At 40.5% G+C, this 14,196-nt stretch carries 9 protein-coding genes; 7 read left to right on the top strand and 2 right to left on the bottom strand.

The annotated features are described in order from the left end of the window. Positions 1-150 precede the first annotated feature (150 nt). Complete coding sequence (locus C2869_RS10845; protein ID WP_108602956.1) at positions 151-1,863, bottom strand: sugar phosphorylase; 1,713 nt, start codon at positions 1,861-1,863, stop codon at positions 151-153. 367 nt (positions 1,864-2,230) lie between these two features. Between C2869_RS10845 and C2869_RS10840 the strand changes: the two genes are divergently transcribed. Both C2869_RS10840 and C2869_RS10835 read left to right on the top strand, forming a co-directional pair. Then, complete coding sequence (locus tag C2869_RS10840) at positions 2,231-4,009, top strand: HAD-IIB family hydrolase (protein WP_108602955.1); 1,779 nt, start codon at positions 2,231-2,233, stop codon at positions 4,007-4,009. A gap of 17 nt (positions 4,010-4,026) precedes the next feature. Continuing rightward, the gene (locus tag C2869_RS10835; RefSeq protein WP_108602954.1) at positions 4,027-5,244 is read left to right on the top strand and encodes a glycosyltransferase family protein; all 1,218 of its coding nucleotides are present in this window, start codon (positions 4,027-4,029) and stop codon (positions 5,242-5,244) included. Between the two features lie 55 nt (positions 5,245-5,299). Here the strand turns inward: C2869_RS10835 and C2869_RS10830 are convergent, their stop codons facing one another. Beyond that, on the bottom strand, positions 5,300-6,640 hold the full coding sequence (locus C2869_RS10830) for a sensor histidine kinase (protein WP_108602953.1): 1,341 nt from the start codon (positions 6,638-6,640) through the stop codon (positions 5,300-5,302). 383 nt (positions 6,641-7,023) lie between these two features. Between C2869_RS10830 and C2869_RS10825 the strand changes: the two genes are divergently transcribed. The 5 genes from C2869_RS10825 to C2869_RS10805 all read left to right on the top strand — a co-directional run bounded on the left by C2869_RS10825 (position 7,024) and on the right by C2869_RS10805 (position 14,037). After that, positions 7,024-8,565 (top strand): DUF3369 domain-containing protein, encoded by a 1,542-nt coding sequence (locus tag C2869_RS10825; RefSeq protein WP_108605033.1) that lies wholly within the window; start codon positions 7,024-7,026, stop codon positions 8,563-8,565. 610 nt (positions 8,566-9,175) lie between these two features. Continuing rightward, positions 9,176-10,576, top strand: a complete 1,401-nt coding sequence (locus tag C2869_RS10820; protein ID WP_108602952.1) for a CmpA/NrtA family ABC transporter substrate-binding protein — start codon at positions 9,176-9,178, stop codon at positions 10,574-10,576. Between the two features lie 240 nt (positions 10,577-10,816). Continuing rightward, positions 10,817-11,797 (top strand): ABC transporter permease, encoded by a 981-nt coding sequence (locus tag C2869_RS10815; RefSeq protein WP_108602951.1) that lies wholly within the window; start codon positions 10,817-10,819, stop codon positions 11,795-11,797. A gap of 110 nt (positions 11,798-11,907) precedes the next feature. After that, a complete protein-coding gene (locus tag C2869_RS10810) occupies positions 11,908-12,756 on the top strand; it encodes an ABC transporter ATP-binding protein (RefSeq protein WP_108602950.1) in 849 nt (282 codons plus the stop codon). Between the two features lie 96 nt (positions 12,757-12,852). After that, positions 12,853-14,037, top strand: coding sequence for an alginate export family protein (locus C2869_RS10805; protein ID WP_108602949.1), 1,185 nt, complete (start codon positions 12,853-12,855; stop codon positions 14,035-14,037). The last annotated feature ends 159 nt before the right edge of the window (positions 14,038-14,196 follow it).

Genomic DNA, 14,196 nt, shown 5'->3' with positions numbered 1-14,196 from the left:
AAGTGATATTCACATATAATACGGGGCAGGAGCAGTGAAATATTTTTTTATTTCTATTAATTTAGGTCAGAGTTGGTAACGCACCAAAATATAACTTGGCGAATTACCAACCGATTATGCACCAAAAAGATCCGTAGTGCGTTTAATGAGTTAACTTAACCACAATGCCTGATAAGGCTCAATTTTAATCGTTTTGTCGGCTTGATACTGAGTACCTGACAATACATCAATTAATGTTGCATCATTACCGTGATATAGCTTTTGTAAATCGAGTTCCACTATGCGACTCGTCACATTATAAATAGCAAATAGGGTTTGCTGCTTATGGCTGCGCCTAATAACGAATAATTGGCTGCTAATATCAAATACTTTTTGTTCAGCGTCAGGAGAGAAAGCTTTTTGCATTTTTCGTAACTGTAATCGTCTTTTGTATTCTTTAAACACTAAACCATCACGACTCGATAAATGTTTATCTAAATCAACTGCCTGCCATTTTTTACGATTAATTGAGCGTAAACGCCCTGTACTTTCAACCCCTTCTAAATCATTCGGCGTAGCTAACAAGCTATGAATGTATATAGCGGGGATCCCTTGTAAGCTGATCATCAGGGTTTGTGAGCACAAAAAGCGCTGTTGCTGCCATTGATCAGGGCCCGTGCGGGTTCCTAACATAGCATCATAATAAGAGATGTTGATCTCGTATGGGCTTTCAGTGCCGTCGCTATTACTTTTCATGCTCACGAAACCGCCAAACTGATGCATAGAATCAACTAAGCTTTCTAATTCATGTGGCGGCAAAATATTCTCAAGCGCTCGCAAACCCACCCCATCATGAGAAGCGGTAAAATTTAAGAAAGTACAGTTGTCTGGTGGCGGGTTTAAACTCATACACCATGAGGTTAGTGTTTCTGAGTTACCACGATGCATGGTAAAGAGCACTAATGGGGGTAAAGCAAATTGATAAATCATATGTGCTTCATCCCCTGCGCCAAAGTAACTGAGGTTTTCACTATGCGGCACATTCGTCTCGGTAATAATCACCACCCAAGGTGCAATCTCATCAATAATATCACGCAGTAATTTAACAACTTCATGTGTTTCGGGTAAATGAATGCAATTGGTGCCTAACTGTTTCCATAAAAATGCCACCGCATCGAGCCGCACAAAGCGCGCTCCTTTACTAATGTAAAATAGGAAAACATCAATCATGGCGATAAGCACACGCCAGTTAGCGTAGTTTAAATCAATTTGATCTTCACTAAAGGTTGCCCAAACGTACTTTAACCCTTGACGAGTATGTATTGGCGCCAACAGGGGCGTATTTCGTGGCCGAGTGACTAAATGCGTATCGGTTTCTGGCGGTAATTGAATAAAGTAATCTGTGTAAGGTTTGTTGCCACTCACATAGTCAACAAACCATAAACTTTCTCGCGAAATATGATTCAGCACATAATCAAACATCAGGTCTACATTGTCGCTGATTTGCATAATATCGTGCCAACTGCCTAATTCGTGATTGACCATTTTATAATCAATTACAGAAAAACCATCGTCTGAGCTAAACGGATAAAACGGCAAAATATGAATGCAAGGCAGTACCTTATCTAAATATTCTAACCAAAACTTATATAAACTTTGTAACGGCTTATTTTCGAGGCCACAAACAGAATCACCATAGGTAATTAAGATCATATCCTCTTCATTCCAGCGATGTCCTTGCACCTTATTAGGGAATATTGCTTGATACTTAGCCAACATGCTCAATAAAGCATCCAATGCTTGGGCTTTATCATCCGGTTTATATAGGTGGGCTAATCGCTGCTCTATGGTACGTTTGAAATCAGCAGTAAACTCAACAGTCATAAGATCCCCTAGCTCGTATTGTAATTTTAATCCGACAGTTTTAGTCAGTGGTTAACCGCAAAATATGTCGACTTAGGCAAATGCACTAAACTGTTACTGTGCAATTATCATTCCTAGCGTTAAGGCATGTGTAATTCGTGTTTGCAATCAAATAATGCGTAACCACTTAAAGATCCAATTTGGTGCAAAAATGCTAAGCATCATCTATCTTTTTACTAATTAAACAACAAAAACAAACATAACCAATTGTTTTTATTGGACTTTTAAAAACTGGAAACTATTTTGCTATGTGGAGTAACAAGACGTAAATGCTCGCAACGACACTATTTTGACTTGTTAAGCAGGTTAACTCAGTAGGTGGAAAAATATGATAAAGCAGCCAACCTGTATGGATACAAAAATACAAAGCGAACTTTTTGCCCAAAAGTTCACACAATTTTTGCGCAAGGCCCATTACCCTGAAAGCCTTAGCAAGCAGCTGCACACAGTATATTATCCACTGGCGTCTTACTGTAATCAGCTTCATCAAAATAAACCGATTGTCATTGGTGTTAATGGTACGCAAGGCTCGGGAAAATCAACACTTTGTCACCTACTCACTTGGTTACTGGCACACGCCTTCTACAAAAAATCCGTCGTGGTGTCGATTGATGACTTATACCTAACTAAAAACGAGCGCCAACAACTGGCTGAGACAGTTCACCCATTATTAGCGACACGCGGGGTGCCCGGCACTCACGATGTAGAATTAGGCGTTTCACTGATTAGTCAGCTTAAGCAAGCCAAATATCCAGCCGATTTTAGTCTTCAGCTTCCTATCTTCGATAAAGCAGTAGACGATCGTGCCTCTGAAAGTGAATGGCAAACAATCACCGAGCAACCCGATATTATTTTCTTGGAAGGTTGGTGTGTAAATAGCCAAGCGGTAGAAGCAGACTTGCTTGATAAACCGGTCAACCCATTAGAAAAAGAACAAGATCCACACGCCATTTGGCGCGGCTGGGTCAATCGTCAACTGCGTTGTGTTTATCCGGCATTATTCGATTTAATTGACGTCAACATCATGCTAAAAGCGCCTAGCTTTGATCAAGTGGTTAACTGGCGTATTAAACAAGAGCACAGATTAAAGGCAATTAAAGGCTTAGATGCCGGTATGTCAGACGCACAAGTCGCCACCTTTATTCAACATTATCAACGTATCACCGAAGATAACTTAGCCCGCTTGCCAGCATTATCAGATGCGGTACTTGAGCTAGATGCCCAACAAAAAGTAACGCACATAGAATTACCGCATAAGCAAAACGATAAATTTACTCACTGGTTAATGTTCTCTGATTTAGATGGCTCATTTTTAGATCACCACGATTATAATTATCAAGCCGCCATGCCGGCTTACAATGAATTACAACGACTCAATATTCCCGTCATTTTTAATACGAGTAAAACATTCGCCGAAGTACAGGCTTTTAATATCGAACTAGAAAACAATGCGCCTTTTGTCATCGAAAATGGCAGCCTAGTTTGTGTGCCTAAAGAATTTAAAATTCCAGAACATTTGAAAAAAGATGTACAAATAAACCTGTATGACGACTATCAAATGGTCAATTTAGGTGAAAGCGTAGAAGCGATTACTCAGCTACTACAAAAGCTTAAGCGCAAGTATCATTTTAAATTTACTGGTTTTAGCGAGCTCACCGCGGAAGAAGTGGCGCAAGCAACCGATTTGCCTTTATATAAGGCCAAAATGGCCAAGCAACGTTTTGCTAGCGAACCTCTGACCTGGCAAGACAGTGAAGAAAAACTACAACGTTTTAAACACGAAATTAGTGATGCAGGGTTCACCTTATTAAAAGGTGGCCGCTTTTATCACGTATTAGGCCAAGTAAACAAAGCTAGTGGCATTCAATGGCTACAAAAAGTTTACCAAGCTAAAAACCCTTATGTGGTTTGGAATACCTTTTCTGCTGGCGATAGCCCAAATGATTTTGCCATGCTAAGCGAAACAGATATTGCAATCTGTATTCGTGATGCCAACGGTGAACACTTGGAACTAACCAGCTCCAACTTACAAATTAATCCCCTTTCACAAGGATCAACCGGATGGTTCGAAGGGGTCACACAAGCTATTAATATTATTCTTAGTTAACGCTCAGGAGGCCGAGCATGGGTGATTTTCATCAAAACGGTACAATAACGACGCTACACAATTTAGCTGATCGCACAACTGAAGACATAGAGCGCGAACTAGTTGGTTTTTCCCGCACCATGCCAATGACATTGGTGCTGCCTTCACTGTACTCAGAGCTACAAACTGATGCACTCGAAGGTATAGTGCAACAACTAAAAGATGTACCTTATTTAAGCCAAATAGTCGTGGGCTTAGACCGAGCCACTAAAGAAGAATTTGAACATGCCAAAGAATATTTTGGCCGACTGCCTCAACCATTAAAGATTTTATGGAATGACGGCCCACGTTTACGCGCGGTAGACGAGAAATTACAAAAACTTGATCTTGCACCAAAGGAGCCAGGTAAAGGTCGTAATGTTTGGTATTGCTATGGTTACACCTTAGCCCAAGGTAATTCAAAAGTCATTGCTATGCATGACTGTGATATTAAAACCTATGACCGCAGCTTACTCGCGCGTTTAGTTTATCCTGTGGCTAATCCGTCTTTCCGTTACCAATTCTCAAAAGGATTTTATTCACGATACGCTGACGGTAAATTAAATGGTCGGGTTTGTCGTTTGTTAGTGACACCTTTACTACGGGCATTAAAGCAAGTTTGCGGCAGCAATGACTATATTGAATATTTAGATAGCTTTAAATATTCACTATCTGGTGAATTTGCTCTGCGTACTGACGTGATCCGCAATTTGCGTATTCCAAGTGACTGGGGCATTGAGATAGGTGTGCTATCTGAATTGCATCGTAATTATAACGAACGCAATATCTGTCAGGTTGACATTGCTGATTGTTATGACCACAAACACCAGCCACTATCTAAAGAAGATGCCGAAAAAGGCTTGTCCAAAATGAGTACGGATATTACTAAAGCTGTTTTTCGTAAACTCGCTACCAATGGCTTTGTATTTACCGAAGAGCACTTCCGCACCATTAAAGCTAGCTATTTCAGGATCGCATTAGACTTTGTTGAAATGTACTACAATGATGCAATGTTCAACGGCTTACAAATAGACCGTCATAGTGAAGAAGAAGCGGTTGAATTGTTTGCTAAAAATATAATGGAAGCAGGTCAACAGTACTTAGATAAACCCATGGAAACGCCTTTTATTCCAAGCTGGAATCGCATTCAAGCAGCCGAACCCGACATTTTTGAGCAAATTTATGATGCGGTTGAGCTAGATAATTCAAACTACTAGCTGGCCACTTGCCACGCTTACCCTGCATTGTTGCGGTTTATGCCGCAACGATGCATTATTTTTTTTTAAGTTTGTCTAAACGTTTGGGAATGCGAATATAAAATTCAGCACCTTGATCGACAAGACTATTGACAATTATCTGACCTTTGAGCTTTTGATTAACCAAGTTATAGGTAATATTCATGCCTAGGCCTGTATTGCCTTGTTGACGATTGGTTGTAAAAAACGGGTCGAAAATCTTAAATAAGTTTTCCGCTTTAATTCCTTTACCATTGTCACGATAAATCAATAGCACTTCATCATCACCCACTTCTGAAACCAGAATTTCCATTTCTCCTGGCTTTTCATTATCAAAACCATGGGTTAATGAGTTAATCATAAAATTAATAATAATTTGCGAAATAGCCCCCGCATGACTACACATATTGATTGGCAATTGGCCGTCAAATTTAACTTGGTGCACACTATTTTTAAACCTTGGCCGCACCGTATCAATGGAATCCTTAATCAGCTCGACAAGTTCAAACTCATGTGCATCTTCGTTAGACTGCTCAACCGATACTTGTTTAAAACTTTTGATTAAATTACTGGCGCGCTCAACATTAGATAAAGTTAAACTCACTCCGTCTTGTGTCTCAGAAAATAAATGCTCCAAGTCTGTGCGACTCAATTTATTTTGCTTGTACTTTTGTTCTAACTGATCAACTACTGTTTTAATATGGCTCAGTGCCGTGACGCAAATACCCAAAGGGGTATTCACTTCATGTGCCACACCGGCAACCATGGAGCCCAGGGCTGCCATTTTCTTTGACTCAACTAGCTGATCCTGCGCTTGTTGTAATTCTAATATGCTATCTGCCACTTCTTGGTATGAGCGATTAAGCTCAGCGGTACGCTCTGATACTCGCTTTTCTAAATCATGGGTTAATTCAGTTAATGAATCTTCCGCTTGCTGTAATTGCGCTATGTTTTGCATACTGCCGGCTACAACAACATGGTTATCATTGGCACCTAAACTACTGGCATCAACCCGTCTACCACTAAATAACATCCACTCCCATTCTTTTGGCACATCTGACTGTAAATAGCGGCTGGCTTGCAATGCATGCTTAGCCACACGACAACGCATTTCCATCACTTGCCCACCAATTTCAGCAACATCCTGCAACCCCTTATAGGCCATTTGCACATCATCAGGATGCATAAACAACCTAAGTGTTTCTTCGCCTAACCAAGGGCTAACAATATTGGTGCAATGACCTTTATCCGCTTTAATCACATAATATTGCTGACTGGTGTAGTTTAATTCCCAGAACGTGGTGTTGGTCGTTTCCATGGCAATCGCCATACGCGACTCAAAATCAGATAACTGTCTTTCTACTCGATCACTTGGCATGGTTCGATCGCTTTGACTATAAGTTAGGTTTAGATAATTTAGTGAACAGTCACAATATTTAGTCAAAGCGATCAGGTTTTAGTGGCAGGTTTCTAGTTCCAGACGAAACCTAAGTACTTACATCCATGTAAGCAAAGCCGTCAAAGCTACCGCGTCCTGCTAACGCCCCTTACCTGCATCCATGCAGGCAAGCTTCGAGACCCCATGAGCATATGCTCTACTATGTGATTGGGGCGAGTAAGCGCTGACAATGAACCATAAGACCTGATCGAGAAGACTATTGATGACTAACTCAATTATTAAAATAGTATCTGTATACAAACTAAGCAAATCTACCAACACCAGCTATATTAGTTAATATCAATGTAATTGAGAGCATGTTAATGAGTAACGACTTTCTTTTTTGTGACGACAATGATTTAGTTGAAGAGGTAGTGTCTGCCCCGCAAAAAAGCTGGAAAATACTAATAATTGATGACGAAGCCGATGTTCACCAAGTAACCAAATTGGTGCTAAGGGGCTTCCAATTGGAAGAGGCTGACCTCGAATTTATTAGTGCCTATTCAGCCAAGGAAGCTCGCGAGGTATTAGCTCAACATGATGATATTGCTGTCGCGTTTGTCGACGTTGTCATGGAAACTAACCACGCGGGTCTAGAGTTAGTTAAATATATTCGTCAAGATCTTAAAAACAAGCTTATCCGTCTTGTGCTGCGCACGGGGCAACCTGGTCAAGCGCCAGAAGAAGCGGTTATTCGTGACTATGATATTAACGACTATAAAAATAAAACTGAACTAACCGACATTAAGTTAAAAACTTTAATGTACGCTGCCTTGCGCTCGTACCGAGATTTAAAGACTATTCAAGAGCATCAAAAAGGCTTAGAGAAAATAATAGGCTCCACGATGAATTTTCTTGAATGTGACTCAATTAGTGCTTTTGGCTCGGTGGTACTTGAGCAAGTTGCCAATTTATTAGGTATGCAAGACGATAAAATATATTGCTGTGCTGCGGTCAATGATGACAAACACGACATTGATTTTCGTTTACTTGCCTTATGTGACCCTGATTACCCTACCCGTTCTAGCTCAACAGAGATACCGGATAATATTCAACTTTTATTTGAGCAAGCGCACAATCAAAAAACTTCTATTCATGGTGAAGACTTTTTTATTGGTTACTTTACTACGCAACGTGGTTTAGAAAATTTACTGTATGTTGGAAACAGCGAGAAATTAGAACAAACCCAGCATGATTTATTAGAGTTTTTCTCGAATAACTTTGCGGTGGCTTATGACAACATTCGTTTACGCGAATTAATTAAGGATTCGCAAAAAGAACTGAGCTATATACTCGGCGAAGCAGTAGAAAAACGCTCAAAAGAGACAGGTAGCCATGTTAAACGAGTGGCTAATTTCAGTTATATGCTAGCCAAACTCAGTGGCTTAGATTCCAATATATGCGAGCATATAAAGCTGGCCTCTCCATTACATGATGTCGGTAAAGTCGGGATCCCAGATAAAATTTTAAATAAACCGGCTAAATTAGATAATGAAGAATGGGCCATTATGCAAACCCACGCCAAACTGGGTTATGACGTGTTGAGCCAATCCACTAATGAGATCTTACAACTAGGCGCGGTCATTTCATATCAACATCATGAAAAATGGGATGGCTCTGGTTATCCACAAGGGTTACAGGGCAACGATATCCACATTGTTGGGCGTATCACCGCGCTGGCGGATGTATTTGATGCATTAGCCAGCGAACGTTGCTATAAACCCGCTTGGCCATTAGACAAAGTCATCGATTTACTTAAAGATCAACGTGGTAAACATTTTGATCCTCAGCTAGTCGATTTATTGCTCGATAATTTAGATGAGTTTATAGCCATCCGTGATGCTTTCCCCGACCCTGACACTTAACCCCCCGAGCGATAACGACTCAAAGTGATAATATGCACAAATGAAAGGCATGCATTAAAAACAGGCATGCTTTTTTGCCACTAGACCCCGTATTTTACAACGCTGTTTAACTAAACACTGAACATGCACCAAGTTGAACATGCCCTAAAATGTGTCGTTGTTTAATAAACGTTCAAAAAATAATCATAAAGTTGCATCATTTAGCTATAAGGCAAGTAAATTAGGCGTTACAAGCGAATTGGATAAGCTGTAATAAGCCGATTACAGGCTTTTTATATAGCTAAAAATGAAGATCCGTTAGCATTTTTAATCATTCAAGCATATTAATACCTGCCCCAATAATGCGCACAAGCAATCACCTTTAACCCAGCCTTTTAGTGTCCAATCACCACCAAAAACACATAAACCACTGTTTTTATTAAACTTTTTAAAACTGGCACATTAGGTGCTAATACCTAAACGTAACAATTTGATATTGGTATCTGGCACAACGGCGTGTCGTTATAGATACCTGGCACCGAAGCCCGCTTCTCTGATCACGGAGTCTATCTATTGATAGTTCCTAGATCAGCGAAACGGGCTTTTTTCGTTTTTAAGGTAGGAGAATACAATGCAATTCACTAAAAAGGTTACAAGCACTTTTGTTCGCAAAGCGCTAAAAACTGTTGCAACACTTTCGGCGGTTGCCTCATTGGCAATCAGTGGTAATGCCCTAGCAGAACTAGGTGAACCAGAAAAAGAAGATTTAAAATTCGGTTTCATCAAGTTAACTGATATGGCGCCTTTAGCTGTAGCCTATGAAAAAGGTTACTTCGAAGACGAAGGTTTATACGTAACTTTAGAAGCGCAAGCTAACTGGAAAGTACTACTTGACCGCGTAATTGATGGTCAATTAGATGGTGCTCACATGCTTGCAGGTCAACCTTTAGGTGCAACCATAGGTTTCGGTACTCAAGCCGACATCATTACTGCATTTTCAATGGATTTAAACGGTAACGGCATTACGGTTTCTAATGAAATTTGGAAACAAATGAAGCCAAACATTCCAAAAATGGCTGATGGCCGTCCAGTTCACCCAATCAAAGCCGATGCGTTAAAGCCGGTTGTTGAAAAATACAAAGACGAAGGTAAGCCTTTCAACATGGGTATGGTATTCCCAGTATCAACCCACAACTATGAATTACGTTACTGGCTAGCAGCTGGCGGTATTCACCCTGGTTACTACGCACCGCACAAAGGTGATACATCAGGTACAATCGGCGCTGATGCTTTACTTTCTGTTACACCACCACCACAAATGCCAGCCACTATGGAAGCGGGCACTATCTACGGTTACTGTGTAGGTGAACCTTGGAACCAACAAGCGGTATTTAAAGGTATTGGTGTTCCCGTTGTGACTGACTACGAAATTTGGAAAGACAACCCAGAAAAAGTATTCGGTGTTAACAAGCAATGGTCTGATAAATACCCTAACACTCACATCCGCGTAGTTAAAGCGATGATCCGTGCAGCAATGTGGTTAGATGCTAACAACAATGCTAACCGTCCAGAAGCAGTAAAAATCTTATCTAAGAGCCAGTATGTTGGTGCTGATTACGACGTAATCGCTAACTCTATGACAGGTACGTTCGAGTACGAAAAAGGCGACAAGCGTGAAGTACCTGATTTCAACGTATTCTTCCGTCATAACGCGACTTACCCTTACTACTCAGATGCTATCTGGTACTTAACGCAAATGCGTCGTTGGGGTCAAATCGAAGAGAAGAAATCAGACACTTGGTACAAAGATATTGCTAAAAAAGTTTATCGTCCAGACATCTATGCTCAAGCAGCTAAAGCATTAGTGGCAGACGGCGTAGCTAAAGCTTCTGATTTCCCTAACTTTAAAACTGAAACAGGCTACAAACCAAAACAAACACATTTCATCGACAACATTGTGTATGACGGTACTAAGCCAAACGCTTACTTAGAGCAGTTCGAAATCGGTCTTAAAGGTAGCACTAAACTTTAAGCGAAAATTCAACACAGGAAATCGGTTTGGATAGATTTTACGGACAAAAGTGTTTCATCCAAACCCGCAACAACTTTATTGCTAGCCACTATGATTTGTGGTGGTTAGCACTCAACAAGTCGTTAATTTTAAAGACATAAACGATTACGGCAAAGAAGCCAAACCCGATTGCACTCCCCCAGCAACAATAGCAGCGGGTTCAAAGGGTACTAACAAAGACGTTTATCGAAAGGGTTCATCATGAGTACATTAGCAAAATTTCCCGAAATAAAGACTTTTCTAACCAGTGAAGTCGTCAACTACTGGACACGCGTTGCCTTATTACCAATTACAGGTCTCGTAGTTTTTCTTTTCTGCTGGCATATCGTCGCCAAAAGTATTGATACCTCATTAGGCCAATTTCCTGGCCCAACCCAAACTTTTGAGCAAGCCAAAACATTAATTGACGAACATTACGAAGAACGCGAAAAAGAAGTCGCATTTATTGAACGTCAAGAAAAGCGTAATGCAAAGAAATTAGAAAAAAATCCTGACGCAAAAGTTAAAATTCGCCCTTATACGGGTAAGCCAACTTTCTTTGATCAAATTTGGACCAGTTTATACACAGTTATGGTGGGCTTCTTAATAGCGTCTGTCATTGCTGTTCCATTAGGTATTGTTTGTGGTCTTAGCCAAAGCGCCTATGCCGCGATCAACCCACTTATTCAGTTATTCAAACCTGTATCACCATTAGCATGGTTGCCGTTAGTGACCATGGTAGTCAGTGCAGTGTATGTTTCTGATGACCCTATGTTCTCAAAATCATTCTTAACATCTGCTTTGACAGTTGCACTATGTTGTTTATGGCCAACTTTGATTAACACTGCAGTGGGTGTATCTGCCGTGCCGCAAGATTTAATCAATGTCAGTAAAGTATTACGTTTAAGTCGTTTTGGTCATGTTGCAAAAATAGTTATGCCTTGTTCAATCCCAATGATTTTCACCGGTCTGCGTTTATCGCTTGGTATAGGTTGGATGGTATTGATTGCCGCCGAAATGCTAGCGCAAAACCCAGGTTTAGGTAAGTTTGTTTGGGACGAGTTCCAAAATGGTAGCTCAGACTCACTAGCTCGCATCATGGTTGCAGTATTAGTGATTGGTATTATCGGTTTCATCTTAGACCGCGTCATGCTGATGATACAAAAGTACGTAAGCTGGGACAAAAATGCCACTTTACGTTAATTGCACCATTAAATAGCAACGAACCAAAACAAGACACTTTAACTAAACAAATTTTACCTAAGCTGCTGAATAAACAAACAATTTCAGCAGCTTAAGATGGAGAACCTATCATGTCAGTAGAACATCCACATTTATTAATTTCGCAGTGCGGTATTGAATTTCCAACTCCTAAAGGTCCGTTTCGCGCGTTACGTGATGTTGATTTAGCTATCGAAAAAGGCGAATTCGTTTCATTAATTGGCCACTCAGGTTGTGGTAAATCAACCGTACTCAACATTGTTGCCGGCTTGTATCAAGCAACTGAAGGCGGTGTATTACTTAACAATAAAGAAGTTAACGAGCCAGGTCCTGAGCGTGCTGTTGTCTTCCAAAACCACTCGTTATTACCTTGGTTATCTGCTTATGAAAATGTTGAGCTTGCGGTTAAGCAAGTTTTCAATAAGACCATGAGTAAAAGTGAAATGAAAGATTGGGTGAATCACAACCTAGAGTTAGTTCACATGTCTCATGCCGCTGATAAGCGCCCAGATGAAATTTCTGGTGGTATGAAACAACGAGTTGGCATAGCTCGTGCTTTAGCTATGAAGCCAGAAGTTTTGCTAATGGACGAACCTTTTGGCGCATTGGACGCGCTAACCCGTGCACATTTACAAGATTCTTTGATGGAGATCCAAAAAGATTTAGGTAACACGGTTATTATGATTACGCATGACGTTGACGAGGCAGTGTTGTTATCAGATCGCATTGTAATGATGACTAATGGCCCAGCAGCGACTATTGGGGAAATTTTAGACGTAGATTTACCGCGTCCAAGAAATCGCCTTGAATTAGCTGAAGATCCAAAATACGTGCACTACCGCTCTGAAGTATTGAAGTTCTTATACGAGAAGCAGCGCAAAGTAGAGCCAATTGACAATAAAAAACAACAAAAGAAAAAAGCAGAAACCGCCGCTGCTTAATTGAAACAATTAAACGTTGGGCTTGAGTACTCCCATACCACTCTTGCCCGACAACCTATTTTAAAATTATTAGTTTAATCACTTGGGGAAATAAAAATGAAAAACCTTAAAAAAACACTTCTAAGTACTTCTGTTACTTTACTAGCGTTATCTGTTAATCCAGCTGCGTATGCTGACAAATACACAGATGCCTTAGTTAACGGTAAAGTTAAAGGCGAAATTAATGTTCGTTTTGAAGGTGCCGATCAAGATATTCCAAACAAAGATACTGCAACTGCATTAACGGCTCGTACCCGTTTCACTTATACAACTGGTACAGTTGATGGTTTCTCAGCTGTATTTGGTGTAACAAACACTTTCGCTATTTTAGATAGCTACAATGACAAAACACCAACTGGTGATACTAAATATGCTGTTGTTGCCGATCCTGAAACCACTGAAATTGACCAAGGTTTCATTCAATACAAAGCTGACGGCTTAACGGCTAAATTAGGTAACCAAGTTATTACGTTCGACGGTCACCGTCACATTGGTCACGTTGGCTGGCGCCAAAACCGTCAAACGTTTGATGGTTTCAGTGCAAATTACACCGAAGGCGATTACTCACTAAGCTATGCTTATATTAATCAACGTAACCGTATCTTTGCTGAAGCAGCTGATATAGATTCTAGCGACCACTTATTCAATGGCTCTTTAAAGCTAGGTGCTGGAAAATTAGTCGGTTATGCCTATTTACTTGAAGGTGAAAACCCAGGTGCAGAAGACGAATTAAGTACTTTTGGTGTTAGCTATACTGGTAAGGCTGGTGACTTTGGCTATACAGTAGAATTCGCTACACAAAGCTACGAAAAAGGCACAATGGACGCTGATGCTGATTACCTATTCTTGGAAGGTTCATATAACTTTGACGGTATTACCGCTAAATTAGGTTATGAATCTCTTGGTTCTGACGGTGGAGCATACGGATTCCAAACACCATTAGCGACTGGTCATAAATTTAACGGTTGGGCTGATTTATTCCTTAAAACACCTGATGCCGGCTTAGTTGATCTTTATGGTTCTGTCGCAACAAAAGCTATGGGCGGTAAAGTAGTTGCTGCTTACCACTTATTCGATGCTGACTCAGGTAATGGTGACTTAGGTAGTGAGTTAGACTTACTTTATGTTAAACCTATTAGTAAAGTGTACACAGCTGGTGTTAAAGCAGCATTTTACAGTGCGGGTGACGATTTTGGTGTTGATACAAGCCGCGTTTGGGCATGGGTAGAAGCTAAATTCTAAACTCAAGCTTAACCGCTTAATTACTAAAAAGGCGCCAATTGGCGCCTTTTTATAGTCAAAGCGATCAGGTTTTAGGGGAAGCCGTCAAGCTTCGAGCTCCCATGAGCATATGCTCTATTATGTGATTGGGGCTGCCTAAAGGGATTTAGGTAGTAGGAC

The sequence above is a fragment of the Saccharobesus litoralis genome, from assembly GCF_003063625.1.
Lineage (GTDB): Bacteria > Pseudomonadota > Gammaproteobacteria > Enterobacterales > Alteromonadaceae > Saccharobesus > Saccharobesus litoralis.
This window is presented reverse-complemented; position numbering and strand designations above follow the sequence as displayed.

What these genes read in the sequence shown, in the direction of transcription:
- C2869_RS10845 (WP_108602956.1), bottom strand. Translation starts at nt 1,863, where the DNA reads ATGACTGTTGAGTTTACTGCTGATTTCAAACGTACCATAGAGCAGCGA.
- C2869_RS10840 (WP_108602955.1), top strand. Translation starts at nt 2,231, where the DNA reads ATGATAAAGCAGCCAACCTGTATGGATACAAAAATACAAAGCGAACTT.
- C2869_RS10835 (WP_108602954.1), top strand. Translation starts at nt 4,027, where the DNA reads ATGGGTGATTTTCATCAAAACGGTACAATAACGACGCTACACAATTTA.
- C2869_RS10830 (WP_108602953.1), bottom strand. Translation starts at nt 6,640, where the DNA reads ATGCCAAGTGATCGAGTAGAAAGACAGTTATCTGATTTTGAGTCGCGT.
- C2869_RS10825 (WP_108605033.1), top strand. Translation starts at nt 7,024, where the DNA reads ATGAGTAACGACTTTCTTTTTTGTGACGACAATGATTTAGTTGAAGAG.
- C2869_RS10820 (WP_108602952.1), top strand. Translation starts at nt 9,176, where the DNA reads ATGCAATTCACTAAAAAGGTTACAAGCACTTTTGTTCGCAAAGCGCTA.
- C2869_RS10815 (WP_108602951.1), top strand. Translation starts at nt 10,817, where the DNA reads ATGAGTACATTAGCAAAATTTCCCGAAATAAAGACTTTTCTAACCAGT.
- C2869_RS10810 (WP_108602950.1), top strand. Translation starts at nt 11,908, where the DNA reads ATGTCAGTAGAACATCCACATTTATTAATTTCGCAGTGCGGTATTGAA.
- C2869_RS10805 (WP_108602949.1), top strand. Translation starts at nt 12,853, where the DNA reads ATGAAAAACCTTAAAAAAACACTTCTAAGTACTTCTGTTACTTTACTA.